Raw genomic sequence first — 14,845 nt, 5'->3', positions numbered from 1 at the left:
TCATAGCCAGCGACATGAAGAAAAAAACCCGCCCCTCCCCCGCGCCCGCCGCCGAATCCGGCCCCTTGGCGGGATTTCAGTTTTCGCAAGACCAGTTTCGCGAGTTGGCCGACTTGGCCCTCAAACACGCGCGCCAGCTGGGCGTGGCCGACGCCGGTGTCGAGGTCTCCGAGGGCAGCGGCCTGAGCGTGTCGGTGCGCTGTGGCGCGCTCGAAAACGTCGAGCGCAACCGGGACAAGTCGCTTGGCATCACCGTCTATCTCGGCCAGCGGCGCGGCAACGCGTCCACGTCGGATTTTTCGCCCGACGCCATCCGACGCACCGTGCAGGCGGCGTACGACATCGCCCGCTTCACCGCCGAGGATCCGGCTGCTGGCTTGCCGGACGAGATCGACATCGCCAACGACTATCCCGACCTGGAGCTGTTCTATCCTTGGCCAATCACGGCCGAACTGGCGGTCGAGCTGGCGCTGCGCTGCGAGGCGGCGGCGTTTGCGGTCAGTCCGCGCATCACCAACAGCGAAGGCGCCTCGGTGTCGGCGCAGCAGTCGCACTTCTGGGCCGAGCACATGCGCGGTGGCGAGCGCGGCCGCCAGGGGATATTCGCCGGTGGCTACCCCAGCTCGCGCCACAGCCTATCGGTCTCCCCCATCGCTGGCAAAGGCAACGGCATGCAGCGCGACTATTGGTACAGCTCGCAGCGCAACCCGGCCGAGCTGGCCAGCCCGGAGGCGGTGGGTCGCTACGCGGCCGAGCGGGCCCTGGCGCGCCTGAGGCCACGCAAGATCGCCACCACCGAATGCCCGGTGTTGTTCGATGCCCCGCTGGCTGCCGGGCTGCTGGGGGCCTTCGTGCAGGCCATCAGCGGCGGCGCGCTGTACCGGCGCACCACCTTTTTGCCCGACAGCTTGGGGCGGCAGGTGTTCCCGTCCCATATCGACATTTGGGAAGATCCGCACCTGATCGGCGCCAAGGGCAGCGCGCCGTTCGACGACGAAGGCGTGCGCACGGTGGCGCGCCCCGTGGTCGGCGCGGGATGCATCAAGGGGTATTTTTTGAGCACGTATTCGGCGCGCAAGCTGGGCATGCGCACCACGGGCAACGCGGGTGGCTCGCACAACCTGCTCATGACCAGCCGCCTGACCGAACCCGGTGACGACCTACCCGCCATGCTGCGCAAGCTCGGCCGCGGCCTGTTCGTCACCGAACTCATGGGGCAGGGCGTCAATCCGGTGACGGGCGACTACTCGCGCGGCGCTGCGGGCTTTTGGGTCGAGGATGGCGTCATCGCCTACCCGGTGCAAGAGATCACCGTCGCCGGCAACCTCAAGGAGATGTTTCGCGGCATACAGGCGATCGGGGCGGATGTGTATAACCTGGGGGCCAAGAACGTGGGATCGGTGCTGATCGACCGCATGAAGGTGGCGGGCAGCTGAGTGTCCCAGGCGTGGGGAGGTCCCCCCGCGCCCAAGGCGTGCAGCGGCGCATAATCAGACCCATGATGCGCAAGAAGCTGCCCATCGGCATCCAGACCTTCGCCAAGATTCGCGGCGACGATTACTACTACGTCGACAAGACGCCGTACGCGCTTCGGCTGATCGAATCGGGCTCGCACTACTTCCTGTCACGCCCGCGACGCTTTGGCAAAAGCCTGTTTCTGGACACGCTGGCTGAGCTCTTCGCCGGCAACGAGCCGCTCTTTCGGGGGCTGTACTGCCACGACAAGTGGGATTGGGGGAAGAAACATCCCGTCATTCGGATCAGCTTCGGCGGGGGGAGGGTACAGAGTCGGGCAGAACTCGATCAGCGCATCCGTTGGAACCTGGAGCAAAACCGCGAACGGCTGGGCATCACATGCCCCAATGTGGACGACATCGCCGGCTGCTTTGCCAACCTCATCCAGGCCGGGGAAAAGCGGTTCGACCAGCGCGCCGTCGTTTTGGTCGATGAATACGACAAACCCATCCTGGACAACCTAACCGAGCCGGAGGTGGCGCGCGCCATGCGCGAGGGCTTGCGCAACCTGTACTCCGTCATCAAGGATCAGGACGCCCACATCCGGTTCGCGTTCCTGACCGGGGTTTCCAAGTTCAGCAAGGTCTCGATCTTCTCGGGGCTCAACAACCTGCGCGACATCACCGTCTCGGCGGAATACTCGGCCATCTGTGGCTATACGGAAGCGGATGTCGATACCGTCTTCGCGCCGGAACTGGAAGGACTCGACCGCCAGGCGATCCGCGACTGGTACAACGGCTACAACTGGTTGGGGGATTCGGTCTACAACCCCTTCGATCTGTTGCTGCTTTTTCAGGAACGTGTCTTTCGCCCCTACTGGTTCGAGACGGGCACGCCGACGTTCCTCATCGACGTGTTGACGCAGCGCGGCTGCTTCACCCCGGAGCTGGCGTCGCTGCGGGCGGATGACGAGCTGCTCAACAGCTTCGATGTCGAGGGCATGACCACCGAGGCGCTGCTGTGGCAGACGGGGTACCTGACGTTTCGCGGCCAGCGCCGCACTGGCGCGCGCATCGAGTACACCTTGGGCTACCCCAACCTGGAGGTCGAAAGCGCCCTCAACGACGCGCTGGTCAAGGCGCTGGTGGGTGCGCCGTCGGCGGCGGGACGGGCGATCAGTCGGCTCTACGACGTGCTGCACGCGGGTGACCTATCGGGCCTCAGAACCCATATCGACAGCCTCTACGCCGCCATCCCGCACGACTGGTACCGCAACAACCCGATCGCGCAGTACGAGGGCTACTGGGCCAGCGTCTTCTACAGCCACATCGCGGCGCTGGGGCTGGATTTGATCGCCGAAGACGTGACGAGCCAAGGCCGTATCGACCTCACGGTCAAACTGCCTGAGCGGATCTACCTGTTCGAGTTCAAAGTGGTCGAGCTGGAGCCGGAAGGGAAGGCCTTGGCGCAACTCAAGGCCCGCGACTACGCCGCCAAATACCGCATGGCGGGCGTGCCCATTCACCTGGTGGGCATCGAGTTCAGCCGCGAGTCGCGTCGCGTGGTGGGGTTTGACGCCGAGCATTTGGCGTGCCAATAGACGTTCCACCGCGCCGGTGACGAAGCGCTGGGTCTGCCCTAAACCCAAGAAAGAACAAGGGCTGACGCGATCACTCACGTCAGCCCTGGATGGGTTTGGTCGGCGTGGCGGGATTCGAACTCGCGACCCCTTGCACCCCATGCAAGTGCGCTACCAGGCTGCGCTACACGCCGAAGCCGCCATTATACGGTGTTTTCAGGCGCTTTCCGGACTGCGGGGTCGAGCAGGGCGCGGATGGCGCGCAGCTCGGCCAGCAGTGAACGGCGCTGCGACGCGTCCCAGGCGGGCGGCGGCTCGATGGCGTCCACCACGCTCGTGGGCAAGATCTCACCCGCGGATGCTGGGGGGGTAGAGGGTTCACCATCCCCTTCCTGGTCCTTGCGCGCGGCGCGCTCTTGCTGGCTCCATTCGGCCAGCCGGTTGCGTGCGCCCTGGATGGTAAACCCTTGCTCGTACAGCAGTTCGCGGATGCGACGGATCATCAGCACTTCGTGGTGCTGGTAGTAGCGCCGGTTGCCGCGGCGCTTCATGGGCCGCAGTTGGGTGAATTCTTGCTCCCAGTAGCGCAGCACGTGGGGTTTGACCCCGCACAGCTCGCTGACCTCACCAATGGTGAAGTAGCGCTTGGGAGGAATGGGGGGAAGCGCAGGTGCAGAGCACATGGTGGAGCGAAGTCGGCAGCCCACTAATGTAGCGCAACCGCCGTCACAGGCCCATGATCTCGGGGCCGCCTTTGGCGAGCGCGCGCTGGTAAGCCGGGCGGCTGCGGTAGCGCTCGCGGTACGCCGCCACGTGGGGGTGACGCGCAGCAGCGTGCGGTCCGCCCAGCGCGAGCGCCGCCTCGACGGCAAAGCTCATCTGAAAGTCGGCCAGTGCCAGCCGCTCGCCGGTCAGCCAGGGGCGATCGCGCAGCGTGTGGTCCAGCAGCTCGAGCGCGGTGTCGATGTTGGGATCGACGAAGCGCCGCAGCACTTGCCGGCTGATCTCGCGCGCGATGGGCCGAGCAAAGAACGGCATGCGCTGCTGGGGGATGTTGACGAATACGAGCTTCATGACCACCCAGTTCATCAACGATCCTTCGGCAACGTGCATCCAAAACCGGTTGTCGCGGTGCGCGGCCGTGCCCGGCGCGGGGACCAAGCCGGCCAGTTCGCTATGTGGGGCGGGGGGAAAGGTCTCGGCCAGGTATTCCAGGATGGCGCCGGATTCGGCCACCGTCACATCGCCATGGGTAATGACGGGCGACTTGCCCAAGGGATGCACGGCCTTGAGTTCCGGCGGGGCTAGGCGCGTGCGGGCGTCGCGCCGGTACAGGCGCAGCTCGTAGGGCACGCCCAGTTCTTCCAGCAGCCACAGCACGCGCTGCGAGCGCGAGTGTTCCAAGTGATGAACGACCAAGCTCGTCATGGGCACTCCCGTGGGTCAGCGTGAGTGGATCAGAGCGTCGAGCCGCTGTGCATCGGCGCAAAAGAGCCGGATGCCTTCGGCCAATTTTTCGGTGGCCATGGCGTCGTCGTTGAGCGCGAGCCGAAAGGCGGCCTCGTCGCCGGCACGGTAGTGGATTTCCGGCAGGTCGGCTTGGGCGGCTTCGGCGGGGTCGAGCTGGCGCGGGACGTCGCCTTTGGTGGCGGCCAGTTGCGCCAGCAGCTCGGGGCTGATGGTGAGCAGATCGCAGCCAGCCAGGGCCAGGATCTGCCCGGTGTGACGAAAGCTCGCGCCCATGACCTCGGTGGCGATACCGAAGTGCTTATAGTGCCGCCAGATGCGGGTGACGGATTGCACGCCTGGGTCTTGGGTGCCTGCCATTGCCGCCTCGTCCCACTGGGCGCCGGCGCGTGCCTTGTGCCAGTCGACAATGCGGCCGACGAAGGGCGAGATCAGGCGCACGCCCGCGTCCGCGCACGCCACCGCCTGGCAAAAGGCGAACAGCAGCGTCAGGTTGGTATGGATACCCTCGCGCTCCAGGGTTTCGGCGGCGCGGATGCCTTCCCAGGTGGCAGCGATCTTGATCAGCACGCGCGCGCGCGGCACGCCCTCGGCCTCGTAGAGCGCGATGAGGCGCCGAGCGCGCTGGATGGTGGCGCGGGTATCGAAGCTCAGGCGCGCGTCGACTTCGGTCGATACCCGGCCCGGGACGATGCGCAGGATCTCGGTGCCGAAGCGCACCAGCAGCCGGTCGACCACTTCGTCCAGGGGGTGGTCGCGGTAGCGGGTAACGGTGTCGTCGAGCAGCGGCGCGTACTCGGGTTTGAGCACGGACTTCAGGATCAGCGACGGGTTGGTGGTGGCGTCGCGGGGCTGGTACTGCGCGATCTGCAAAAAGTCGCCGGTGTCGGCGACCACGGTGGTGTGGCGCTTGAGGGCGTCGAGCTGGTTCATGCGGTGTGACAGCGAAGGCGAAAGAAAGCCGGGGCGGGTTTAGGTCAGCGGCGTGGCCAGACGCTGGATGACGGCCGCGGTGTCGGGGCGCACGCCGCGCCACCAGGCAAACGCCTCGGCCGCCTGTTCGACCAGCATGCCGATGCCGTCGGCGAGCCGACCCGCGCCCGCCTGCTGGGCTTGGCGCAAGAAGGGCGTCAGCCCCTGACCATAAACCATATCGTACGCCAGGGTGTCGGGGCCGAAGATCTGGGGCGGCAACGGCAGCGCCTGATCGACGAGGCTGGCGGACGTGGCGTTGACGACGATGTCGAACCGTCCGGCGTCCACCAGTTCATCGAGCGCGGCGGCGCGCAAGACCCCGTGGCCCCACCCCTGCGCGTGAAACGACGCCACGAGTGCCGCCGCCTTGTCGGCGCTGCGGTTGGCCACGAGCAGCAGTGTGGGTGCGGCCTGCAGCAGCGGCTGCAGCGCCCCGCGCGCGGCGCCCCCGGCGCCCAGCATCAGCACGCGGCGGCCAGCGACGGGGTGGCCCAGATTGACCGTGATGTCGCGCGCCAACCCCACGCCGTCGAAGTTTTCGGCGCGGCAGCGCGTGCCGTCGAACGCCAAGGCATTGGCCGCACCGGCAAGCCGCGCGCGCTCGCTAACCTCATCGGCATAGGCACACGCCTCGATCTTGAACGGCAGTGTCACGTTGACCCCGCGCCCGCCCGCCGCGCGAAAGGCATCCACCGTGGCGGCAAAACCGTCCAGCGGGGCCTCCATGGCGGTGTAGGTGAGCGCCTGCCCGGTTGCCTGGGCAAACCAGGTGTGGATGAGCGGCGATTTGCTGTGGCCGATGGGGTGGCCGATGACGGCGTAGCGGTCCATGGCGCGATTGTCGCCGATGGCGGCCCCTCCGCCACCAGCCAGGGGCATGGCAGCCTCGCGTCGTTGCTTCGGCGTTTTGGATATGGTCGTCAACACCGTTGACGGGTGGTCGTCCATGGACCAGCTACGATACAACCCGTCGTTCGCCTGGAGCTTGCCGTGTCCGCCTTGCCCGCTCTGTTCGTCTCGCATGGCTCGCCGATGATGGCCTTGGCGCCCGGCGCCGCCGGTGTCGCCTTGCAGCGTTGGGGGCAGTCGCTGGCTGCCCGCGACGACTTGCGTGCAGTGGTCGTCATGTCGCCGCACTGGATGGACGAGGTGGCTGCGGTGGGCAGTCACCCTCAGCCGCCCACATGGCACGACTTCGGTGGCTTCCCGCCGGCGTTGTACCGCCTGCAGTACCCTGCACCTGGTGATCCCGCGCTGGCGCGCAGGGTCGTCGAGCGTTGCGCGCAGCGGGTATCGCTTCGGCCGAGGACCCGCAGCGCCCGCGCGACCATGGCGCTTGGTCACCGCTGCGCTTTCTGTTGCCCCAGGCCCGCTGGCCGGTGGTGCAGCTGGCCCTCCCGGCTACTGCAGGGCCGGCGCAGGTGTACGCCATCGGTGTGGCACTGGCTGCGCTGCGAGAGGATGGCGTGTTGATGGTGGGCTCGGGCAGCCTTACCCACAACCTGATGGAGTTCTTCGGCCAACGCCCGGCGATTCAGGATCCGCCCGATCCCTATGTGGTGGCGTTTTCGGACTGGGTCTGGAATGCCTTGCAGGCCCGCGATCTGGATGCCCTGCTGGCGTGGCGCGTGCGGGCGCCGCAAGCGGAGCGCGCGCACCCGACCGACGAGCACCTGCTGCCGTTGTTCTTTGCCCTGGGAGTGGCGCGCTGGCCCCGGGAGGGGGCAGCGACGGTGCAGGCGATCACGCGCGAAGTCCAGTACCGGTATCTGGCGATGGACAGTTATGCCATCAGCTGACCATGGGGCGGATGGAAAAGGGGACCCGACTCAGGACACCCACTTGGTTTCGTCGCTAGAGCCGCGCCCACTGATGATGCTGGGTGGCAGCGATCACGCGTCGGCCAGCTCCGTCATCGGCACGCAGCTGCAAAACAGGTTGCGGTCGCCGTACACGTTATCCACCCGGCCGACGGGTGGCCAGTATTTGCTGCCGGCTCGACCGTGCGCGCGGTGAAACGGCAAGGCGGCACCCAGTTCCCGCGTGTAGGGGTGGGGCCAGTCCTCGGCCAGGCAGCGCTGCGCGGTGTGCGGGGCGTTTTTGAGCGGATTGTCCTCGCGCGGCCACACGCCCAGCTCGACGGCGCGGATCTCTTCCCGGATGGCGATCATGGCGTCGATGAAGCGGTCCAGCTCCTGCAGCGTCTCGCTCTCGGTGGGTTCCACCATCAGCGTGTTGGGCACGGGAAACGACAACGTGGGCGCGTGAAAGCCGTAATCCATGAGCCGCTTGGCGATGTCTTCGGCCAGGATGCCGCTCGTGTCTTTGAAGCCGCGGCAGTCCAGGATGCATTCGTGCGCGACGTGGCCGTTGGCGCTGGCGTACAGCGTGGGGTAATGCGCGCGCAGGCGGGCGCTGACGTAGTTGGCCGCCAGGATGGCCGTCTGCGTGGCGCGCAACAGGCCCTCGGCCCCCATCATGCGGATGTACATCCACGAAATGGGCAGCACGGCGGCGTTGCCCAGCGGGGCGGCCGAGACCGCGCCGACCGTCGCATCCGCGCGTGCGCCGCCGGCGTAGGCGCACGCTGCATGGGCCGTGGCGTGCCCCGGCAGGTAGGGGGCCAGATCCGCCACCACGCACACCGGGCCCACGCCCGGGCCGCCGCCGCCGTGGGGGATGCAAAAGGTCTTGTGCAGGTTGAGGTGGCTGACGTCGCCCCCGAACGCCCCCGGGGCTGCCAGGCCGACCAGCGCGTTCATGTTGGCGCCGTCGATGTAGACTTTGCCGCCGTGTTGGTGCACCAGGTCGCACAGGGCCTTGACGCCGGTCTCGAACACGCCGTGCGTGCTGGGGTAGGTGATCATGATGCACGACAGGCGCTCGCTGTACTGCTCGCACTTGGCGCGCAGGTCGTCCAGGTCGACATTCCCCTGCGGGTCACACGCCACGGGCACGACGTGCAACCCGGCCATCTGGGCGCTGGCCGGGTTGGTGCCGTGCGCCGACGTGGGGATGAGGCAGACGTCGCGCTGCGGCTGTCCCCGCGCGGCGTGGTAGGCCTGGATGGCGAGCAAGCCCGCATATTCGCCTTGCGAGCCCGCGTTGGGCTGCAGGCTGATGGCGGCGTAGCCCGTGGCCTGGCATAGCCAGGCGCGCAATTGCGCATCCAGCAGCCGGTAGCCCTCCAGCTGGTCGGCAGGCGCAAACGGGTGCACGTGCGCAAATTCCGGCCAGGTGATGGGGATCATCTCGCTGCTGGCGTTGAGCTTCATCGTGCACGAGCCCAACGGGATCATGGTGCGGTCCAGCGCCAGGTCTTTGTCCGACAGGCTGCGGATGTAGCGCAGCATGCCGGTTTCGCTGTGGTAGCGGTGAAAGACGGGGTGCGTCAGATACGGGCTGGTGCGCCGCAACCCGGCCGGGATGAGGGTGTCGGTGGCCGCTGCACAGGCGTCGAAGTCGGGCAGTGGCTGGCCCGGCGTGGCAAACACCGACCACAGCGCCTGGATGTCGTCGCGGGTGGTGGTCTCGTCGAGCGCAATGCCAAGGTTGCCATGCCCCATGACACGCAGGTTCATGCCGCGCTCGCGCGCACGGTTGAGCAGCGACTGGGTGGCTGCGCCGGTGTGCAGGCACAGCGTGTCGAAGGCGCTGCCGTTGGCCGGGGCGTGGCCCAGTTCGCTCAAGCCCCGCGCGAGGATGGCGGTGTAGCGCGCCACGCGCTCGGCGATGCGCCGCAGCCCGTCGGGGCCGTGATAGACAGCGTACATGCTGGCCACCACGGCTGGCAGCACCTGCGCGGTGCAGATGTTGGAGGTGGCCTTTTCGCGCCGGATGTGCTGCTCGCGCGTCTGCAGGGCCAGCCGGTACGCGGGCTGGCCATGGGCGTCTACGCTCACGCCGACCAAGCGCCCGGGCAGCGAGCGCTTGTAGGCGTCGCGGCAGGCCATGAAGCCGGCGTGCGGCCCCCCTGCGCCCATGGGCATGCCAAAGCGCTGGCTGCTGCCGACCACGATGTCGGCCCCCCACTCGCCCGGCGGCATGAGCAAGGTGAGTGCCAGCAGGTCGGTGGCGACGATGAAGGCCGCCCCCCGTTCGTGCACCCGTGCCACGTCGGCGCGCCAGTCGTCGATGCGGCCAGTGGTGGCGGGATACTGGGTGAGCACGGCAAAGTAATCGTGGCGCTGCAGCGCTTGCGCCCACGCCTCGGCGCTGTGGGTGACCACCACGTGCAGGCCCAGCGGGCGTGCGCGCGTCTGCACCACTTCGAGGGTTTGCGGATGGCAGTCGCCCGAGACGACGATGACCGCACCCTCGGCCTTGACCGAGCGGCGCGCCAGGGTCATCGCTTCGGCGGCGGCGGTCGCCTCATCCAGCATGGACGCGTTGGCGATGTCCATGCCCGTCAGGTCGGTGACCATGGTCTGAAAATTGACCAGCGCCTCCAGGCGGCCCTGCGAGATTTCGGCCTGATAGGGTGTGTACGCGGTGTACCAGGCGGGGTTTTCGAGGATGTTGCGCAAGATGACGCCGGGCGTGTGCGTGCCGTAGTAGCCCTGCCCGATGAAGCTGCGTAGCACACGGTTTTTTTGCGCGATGGCTTTCAGTTCGGCCAGCGCTTGTGCTTCTGTCACGGGTGGCGGCAGGTCCATCGCTTGCACGCGCGAGATCGTGCGTGGCACGATGCCGTCGGCCAGGGCCTGCAGGCTGTCTTCCCCGATGGCGGCGAGCATGCGCTGCTCATCGTCGGGGCCGATGCCGATGTGGCGCGCCACGAATTCGGCGGGGTTTTCCAGGGCAGACAAGGGGGTGGGGGGCGTCATCGCGCGGCTCCGTTCACTGGGCCAGTTGGCGGTAGGCGGTCTCGTCCAGCAGCGCGTCCAGTTCGGCGGGCTGACTCAGGCGCACCTTGAAGAACCAACCCTCACCCAGCGGGTCGCGGTTGGCCAGCGATGGGTCGGCGCGCAACGCCTCGTTGACGGCGACGATCTCGCCGCTGACCGGCATGTAAACGTCGGCAGCGGCCTTGACCGATTCGACCACGCCGGCCACTTCTTTTTGCTGCAGCGTTTTGCCCACTTCGGGCAGCTCCACGAACACGACGTCGCCCAGCGCATCTTGCGCGTGGTGGGTGATGCCGACGGTGGCGGTGTCGCCATCGACGCGGATCCATTCGTGGTCGGGGGTGTACTTGATAGTCATGATCATCGACTCCAACGGTGGGGAAGGAAAGGGGGCGGTCAGCCGCGGTGATAGCGCGGCGCGACGAAGGGCAGGGGCACGACTTCCATGGGCACGGGCTTGCCGCGGACGATGGCGTGCAATACCGTGCCCGGGCTGGCGTGCTCGGGCGGGACGTAGCCCATGGCGATCGGCACGTCCAGCGTGGGCGACAGCAGCCCGCTGGTGACCTGGCCCACCGGCAAACCCGCTGGGGTGTGCAAGGGGGCGGGTTCGCGCACCGGCACACGCTGCTGGGCGCGCAGACCGACGCGCACGCGGCTCAGGGGCAGGCTGCCATCCAGTTGCGCCAATACGCGCTCGGCGCCGGGAAAGCCGCCTTCGCGCGCGCCGCCCCACCGACGCACCTTCTGGATGGCCCAGGCCAGGCCTGCCTCGATGGGGGTGGTGTGGGTGTCGATGTCCTGCCCATACAGGCACAGGCCCGCTTCCAAGCGCAGCGAGTTGCGCGCCCCCAAGCCTACCGGGTGCACCTCCGGCTGTGCCAGCAGCGCGCGTGCAAAGTCGATGGCCGCGTCGGCCGGCAGCGAGATCTCGAAGCCATCCTCGCCCGTGTAGCCGCTGCGGGTGGCGTAGAGTGACGCACCGTGCCAGGTGAAGGCGCCGCCGGTCATGAAGACCAGATCCTGCACGCCGGGCAGCAGGCGCGCCAGGGCCGTCACTGCCAGCGGCCCTTGCAGCGCCAGCAGCGCACGTTCGAAATGGGCGCGCACCTCGCAGCGCTGCCCGATACGCGCTTGCAGATGCGCCAGGTCGGCGTGCTTGCACGCGCCATTGACCACGAGGGTCAGGTCGCCCCCTTGCGCCAGATCGCGGTTGACGAACATCAGGTCGTCCAGAATGCCGCCGTCGTCGGTCAGCAGCAGGCCGTAGCGCTGGCGGTGCGGGGCGAGCCCTAGTACGTCCATGGGCAGCAGCGTCTCCAGCGCCGCGGCGGCCTCGGGGCCGTGCAGCGTGATTTGCCCCATGTGTGAGACGTCGAACAGGCCGGCCGCCTGGCGTGTGTGCTGGTGTTCGCGGATCAGGCCCGCCGGGTACTGCACCGGCATGTGGTAGCCGGCAAACGGCACCATGCGCGCACCGAGCGCGAGGTGCAGGTCGTGCAGAGGGGTCTTGAGCAGGGCGTCGGCGGCGGACATGGAACGGTTCCAAACAGGTGGTCACGGCCGGCGCCCAAGGGCGCCGGGGCACACCTGCTGTCCGCTTTACCTGAGAGATTCACGCGCCGATGCCGCCCGTGCGGTGGTGGGCCCGCTTGCTCCTTCGGTGGACGGCGCCGGGCGCGGGGCCGGCGGCGACGCCTCTCTCCAGCAGGCAAGCACCCCGCGGGGTGCTGCATCAGTCCTTTTGCCTGAGCGTTCGGCGGGGGCCTGCGCCTTCGGCGGCCGCTGGGCGGAACCCGTGGGGGTGTCCGGGCTGGCTCTCTCCTGATGGCGCGGATTGTAGCCGCTCGCGTTCGCGCGCGGGCATCGGGGTGCGGACCGCAAAGCGCGCTGGCTCAAGGGTTGCAGTGGTCGCAGCGGCTCGGGTCGGCGCGGTCGGGGCCGGGGCGGAGGCGCTCCTCGCTGTGGCCGCAGCCGGCGCAGCTCCAGCGCTGGCGCAGCGGCTCGCGCGTGGGCAGGCCGCAGCGGGCGCACGGCAGGCCGGGCACCTGCGCCGTGATCCAGTAGCCGGGCCGTCCGCACGCCGGGCAGTCGGAGGTCAGCCGCCGGGCCAGATCCAGCCCCGCTTGCCGGATGAGCGCTTGGCGCGTGGGGTTGGTGTGGGCGCGCAGGTCGTTTTCCACGAAGACCTGGCCGTTGGCGGCGCGTGCGCGCGCGTCTTCGAAGGCACGGCGCAGGGCGTTGGGGTCGCCCAGGCCCTTGGCTACATCGGGGTGGTCCGCGTGTTCCGGCCGGATGACCAGCTGGTGACCGGGGAACCCGGCCCGCGCGGCAAAGGCCTCCAGCTCGGCCCAGTCGCGCACCGTTGCATGCGCGCTGCGCGCCGGCCCCTGGGCCATGCCGACGACTTCCAGCCCGCGTTCGTCGTCGATCCAGACCACCAGCTCGATGTCCCAATGCAACAGACCCGTGAACGGATCCGGACCGAACGCCCCCTCGCTGGCCAGTCCCAGGGGCAGGCCACTCAGTTGCATGCCGATGCGCGCTTTGCGCCGCGCGGCCTCGATTTGGGTGCCGGCGCGTTCGACGTCGCGGGTGAAGGTGCCCAGCGTGTCGGTGTCAAAACCGTCCACCCGCTGCACGGTGCAGCCCAGCAGGGCCTGCAGCGGCGGGCCGAGCAGCGCCTCCTTGCCGTGCTGGGTCAGCAGGGCCACGCGCCGGCCGCGGCAGTGCGCGGCGTAGGTGCCCGGAGCAGGGGACGTTGGGGTCGAATCCATGCGAGAGGCCGCGCTCGGCGGCCCGAGGCGGTCACCGCTGCGGCGGCGTCACATGCCCGCGTAGTTGGGCCCGCCGCCGCCTTCGGGCGTGACCCAGACGATGTTCTGCGTCGGATCCTTGATGTCGCAGGTTTTGCAGTGCACGCAGTTCTGCGCGTTGATGACGAGCTGGGGGCCGTCGGCTTTTTCGACGAACTCATAGACGCCGGCGGGGCAGTAGCGGCCCTCCGGCCCGCCGTAAACGGCGAGGTTGACCGCCACCGGCACCGAGGCGTCCTTCAGCGTCAGGTGCGCGGGCTGGTTTTCCTCGTGGTTGGTGTTGGAGAGGAAGACGCTGGAGAGCCGGTCGAAGGTCAGCACGCCGTCCGGCTTGGGGTAGCGGATCGGCTCGACCTGGCTGGCGGCGTGCAGGCGCGCGTGGTCGGGCGTGTGGCGGTGCACCGTCCACGGCGGGCTCTTGATGCCCAGGCGCGGCAGCAGCCAGTGCTCGATGCCGGTCATCAGCGCGCCGATCGTGTTGCCCTTCTTGAACCAGGTCTTGAAGTTGCGCGCGCGGTGCAGCTCCTCGTAGAGCCAGCTCCGCTCGAACGCGGCCGGGTAGGCCGTCAGCTCGTCGTGCGCGCGGCCGGCGCGCAGCGCTTCGAAGGCCGCCTCGGCGCACAGCATGCCGGTCTTGATGGCGGCGTGGCTGCCCTTGATGCGCGCGGCGTTGAGGTAGCCCGCGTCGCAGCCGACCAGCGCCCCGCCGGGGAAGATGGTCTTGGGCAGGCTCAGCAGCCCGCCGGCGGTGATGGCGCGCGCGCCGTAGCCGATGCGCTTGCCGCCCTCCAGATGGGCGCGGATCGCCGGGTGGGTCTTCCAGCGCTGCATCTCCTCGAAGGGGCTCAGCCACGGGTTCTGATAGTCCAGCCCGACGACGAAGCCGAGCGTGACCTTGTTGCCCTCGAGGTGGTACAGAAACCCGCCGCCGTAGGTGTGTTCGTCCAGCGGCCAACCGGCGGTGTGCACCACCAGCCCGGGCTTGGCTTTTTCAGGTGGGATTTCCCACAGCTCTTTGATGCCGATGCCGTAGGTTTGCGGGTCCTTGCCCTCGTCGAGCCGGAAGCGCGCGATCAACTCCTTGCCCAGGTGCCCGCGCGCCCCCTCGGCGAAGACGGTGTACTTGGCGCGCAGCTCCATGCCGAGCTGAAAGGCGTCGGTCGGCTGCCCGTCCTTGCCCAAGCCCATGTGGCCGGTGGCCACGCCCTTGACCGCGCCGTTGTCATCGAACAGCACCTCGGCGGCGGTGAAGCCGGGGAAGATCTCCACGCCCAGCGCCTCGGCCTGCTCGCCCAGCCATTTGGTGACGGCACCCAGGCTGATGACGTAGTTGCCATCGTTGTGAAAGCACTCGGGCAGTAGCCAGTGCGGCGTGCGCATGGCGCTGCCTTCTTCCAGGAACAGCACCTCGTCACCGGTGACGGGCTGGTTCAGCGGCGCGCCGCGCTCCTTCCAGTCGGGCAAGAGCTCGGTGATGGCGCGCGGGTCCATGACCGCCCCCGACAGGATGTGCGCGCCGGGCTCGGAGCCTTTTTCCAGCACGCAGACGCTGACGTCGACGCCTTTTTGGGCGGCGAGTTGTTTGAGCCGGATGGCCGTGGCCAGCCCTGCCGGGCCCGCGCCGACGATGACGACGTCGTATTCCATGGCCTCGCGCGGGCCAAACTGCTCGATCAAATGCGCCGGGGTTTTCATGCGCTGCATTG

Annotated in this window: 11 protein-coding genes, 1 tRNA gene, 1 pseudogene and 2 riboswitches; of the genes and pseudogenes, 3 read left to right on the top strand and 10 right to left on the bottom strand. The window is 68.2% G+C overall.

Features of this window, described 5'->3' with window-relative positions; all coding sequences use genetic code 11:
* The first annotated feature begins 14 nt into the window (after nt 1-14).
* Nucleotides 15-1,436, top strand: coding sequence for a metalloprotease PmbA (gene pmbA / locus ACPYIS_RS13515; protein WP_299020575.1), 1,422 nt, complete (start codon nt 15-17; stop codon nt 1,434-1,436).
* Between the two features lie 62 nt (nt 1,437-1,498).
* Nucleotides 1,499-3,055 (top strand): AAA family ATPase, encoded by a 1,557-nt coding sequence (locus ACPYIS_RS13510; protein ID WP_425973719.1) that lies wholly within the window; start codon nt 1,499-1,501, stop codon nt 3,053-3,055.
* A gap of 96 nt (nt 3,056-3,151) precedes the next feature.
* Here ACPYIS_RS13510 and ACPYIS_RS13505 read toward each other — a convergent pair.
* The 5 genes from ACPYIS_RS13505 to aroE form a co-directional block, all read right to left on the bottom strand.
* Nucleotides 3,152-3,228 (bottom strand) — tRNA-Pro (locus ACPYIS_RS13505).
* Nucleotides 3,229-3,237: 9 nt separating this feature from the next.
* Complete coding sequence (locus ACPYIS_RS13500; RefSeq protein WP_299019600.1) at nt 3,238-3,717, bottom strand: MerR family transcriptional regulator; 480 nt, start codon at nt 3,715-3,717, stop codon at nt 3,238-3,240.
* A gap of 43 nt (nt 3,718-3,760) precedes the next feature.
* The gene (locus tag ACPYIS_RS13495) at nt 3,761-4,462 is read right to left on the bottom strand and encodes a glutathione S-transferase family protein (protein WP_299019604.1); all 702 of its coding nucleotides are present in this window, start codon (nt 4,460-4,462) and stop codon (nt 3,761-3,763) included.
* A gap of 15 nt (nt 4,463-4,477) precedes the next feature.
* The gene (gene tal / locus ACPYIS_RS13490) at nt 4,478-5,434 is read right to left on the bottom strand and encodes a transaldolase (protein ID WP_425973718.1); all 957 of its coding nucleotides are present in this window, start codon (nt 5,432-5,434) and stop codon (nt 4,478-4,480) included.
* A gap of 39 nt (nt 5,435-5,473) precedes the next feature.
* The gene (gene aroE, locus ACPYIS_RS13485; RefSeq protein ID WP_299019607.1) at nt 5,474-6,307 is read right to left on the bottom strand and encodes a shikimate dehydrogenase; all 834 of its coding nucleotides are present in this window, start codon (nt 6,305-6,307) and stop codon (nt 5,474-5,476) included.
* A gap of 201 nt (nt 6,308-6,508) precedes the next feature.
* Here aroE and ACPYIS_RS13480 point away from each other — a divergent pair.
* Nucleotides 6,509-7,131, top strand: a pseudogene (locus ACPYIS_RS13480) (dioxygenase); the annotation flags it as partial.
* Nucleotides 7,132-7,368: 237 nt separating this feature from the next.
* Here the strand turns inward: ACPYIS_RS13480 and gcvP are convergent.
* The 5 genes from gcvP to ACPYIS_RS13455 all read right to left on the bottom strand — a co-directional run bounded on the left by gcvP (nt 7,369) and on the right by ACPYIS_RS13455 (nt 14,834).
* On the bottom strand, nt 7,369-10,302 hold the full coding sequence (gene gcvP, locus ACPYIS_RS13475) for an aminomethyl-transferring glycine dehydrogenase (RefSeq protein WP_424894514.1): 2,934 nt from the start codon (nt 10,300-10,302) through the stop codon (nt 7,369-7,371).
* A gap of 13 nt (nt 10,303-10,315) precedes the next feature.
* Complete coding sequence (gene gcvH, locus ACPYIS_RS13470) at nt 10,316-10,681, bottom strand: glycine cleavage system protein GcvH (RefSeq protein ID WP_424894515.1); 366 nt, start codon at nt 10,679-10,681, stop codon at nt 10,316-10,318.
* Between the two features lie 38 nt (nt 10,682-10,719).
* Complete coding sequence (gene gcvT / locus ACPYIS_RS13465) at nt 10,720-11,859, bottom strand: glycine cleavage system aminomethyltransferase GcvT (RefSeq protein WP_424894516.1); 1,140 nt, start codon at nt 11,857-11,859, stop codon at nt 10,720-10,722.
* A 47-nt stretch (nt 11,860-11,906) separates the two neighbouring features.
* Nucleotides 11,907-12,041: riboswitch (glycine riboswitch) on the bottom strand.
* A gap of 15 nt (nt 12,042-12,056) precedes the next feature.
* Nucleotides 12,057-12,153: riboswitch (glycine riboswitch) on the bottom strand.
* Between the two features lie 65 nt (nt 12,154-12,218).
* On the bottom strand, nt 12,219-13,100 hold the full coding sequence (locus ACPYIS_RS13460) for a DUF6671 family protein (RefSeq protein ID WP_143968732.1): 882 nt from the start codon (nt 13,098-13,100) through the stop codon (nt 12,219-12,221).
* Between the two features lie 48 nt (nt 13,101-13,148).
* A complete protein-coding gene (locus ACPYIS_RS13455) occupies nt 13,149-14,834 on the bottom strand; it encodes an electron transfer flavoprotein-ubiquinone oxidoreductase (RefSeq protein ID WP_425973716.1) in 1,686 nt (561 codons plus the stop codon).
* Nucleotides 14,835-14,845 lie beyond the last annotated feature (11 nt).

This window comes from Tepidimonas sp. HKU78, from assembly GCF_049860815.1.
GTDB lineage: Bacteria > Pseudomonadota > Gammaproteobacteria > Burkholderiales > Burkholderiaceae_C > Tepidimonas.
The sequence above is the reverse complement of the archived record's forward strand: the minus strand, read 5'-3'. Positions and strand labels throughout refer to the sequence as shown.

Excerpts from the sequence above, each read along its gene's own strand:
- pmbA (WP_299020575.1), top strand. The coding sequence starts at position 15 with ATGAAGAAAAAAACCCGCCCCTCCCCCGCGCCCGCCGCCGAATCCGGC.
- ACPYIS_RS13510 (WP_425973719.1), top strand. The coding sequence starts at position 1,499 with ATGATGCGCAAGAAGCTGCCCATCGGCATCCAGACCTTCGCCAAGATT.
- ACPYIS_RS13500 (WP_299019600.1), bottom strand. The coding sequence starts at position 3,717 with ATGTGCTCTGCACCTGCGCTTCCCCCCATTCCTCCCAAGCGCTACTTC.
- ACPYIS_RS13495 (WP_299019604.1), bottom strand. The coding sequence starts at position 4,462 with ATGACGAGCTTGGTCGTTCATCACTTGGAACACTCGCGCTCGCAGCGC.
- tal (WP_425973718.1), bottom strand. The coding sequence starts at position 5,434 with ATGAACCAGCTCGACGCCCTCAAGCGCCACACCACCGTGGTCGCCGAC.
- aroE (WP_299019607.1), bottom strand. The coding sequence starts at position 6,307 with ATGGACCGCTACGCCGTCATCGGCCACCCCATCGGCCACAGCAAATCG.
- gcvP (WP_424894514.1), bottom strand. The coding sequence starts at position 10,302 with ATGACGCCCCCCACCCCCTTGTCTGCCCTGGAAAACCCCGCCGAATTC.
- gcvH (WP_424894515.1), bottom strand. The coding sequence starts at position 10,681 with ATGACTATCAAGTACACCCCCGACCACGAATGGATCCGCGTCGATGGC.
- gcvT (WP_424894516.1), bottom strand. The coding sequence starts at position 11,859 with ATGTCCGCCGCCGACGCCCTGCTCAAGACCCCTCTGCACGACCTGCAC.
- ACPYIS_RS13460 (WP_143968732.1), bottom strand. The coding sequence starts at position 13,100 with ATGGATTCGACCCCAACGTCCCCTGCTCCGGGCACCTACGCCGCGCAC.
- ACPYIS_RS13455 (WP_425973716.1), bottom strand. The coding sequence starts at position 14,834 with ATGAAAACCCCGGCGCATTTGATCGAGCAGTTTGGCCCGCGCGAGGCC.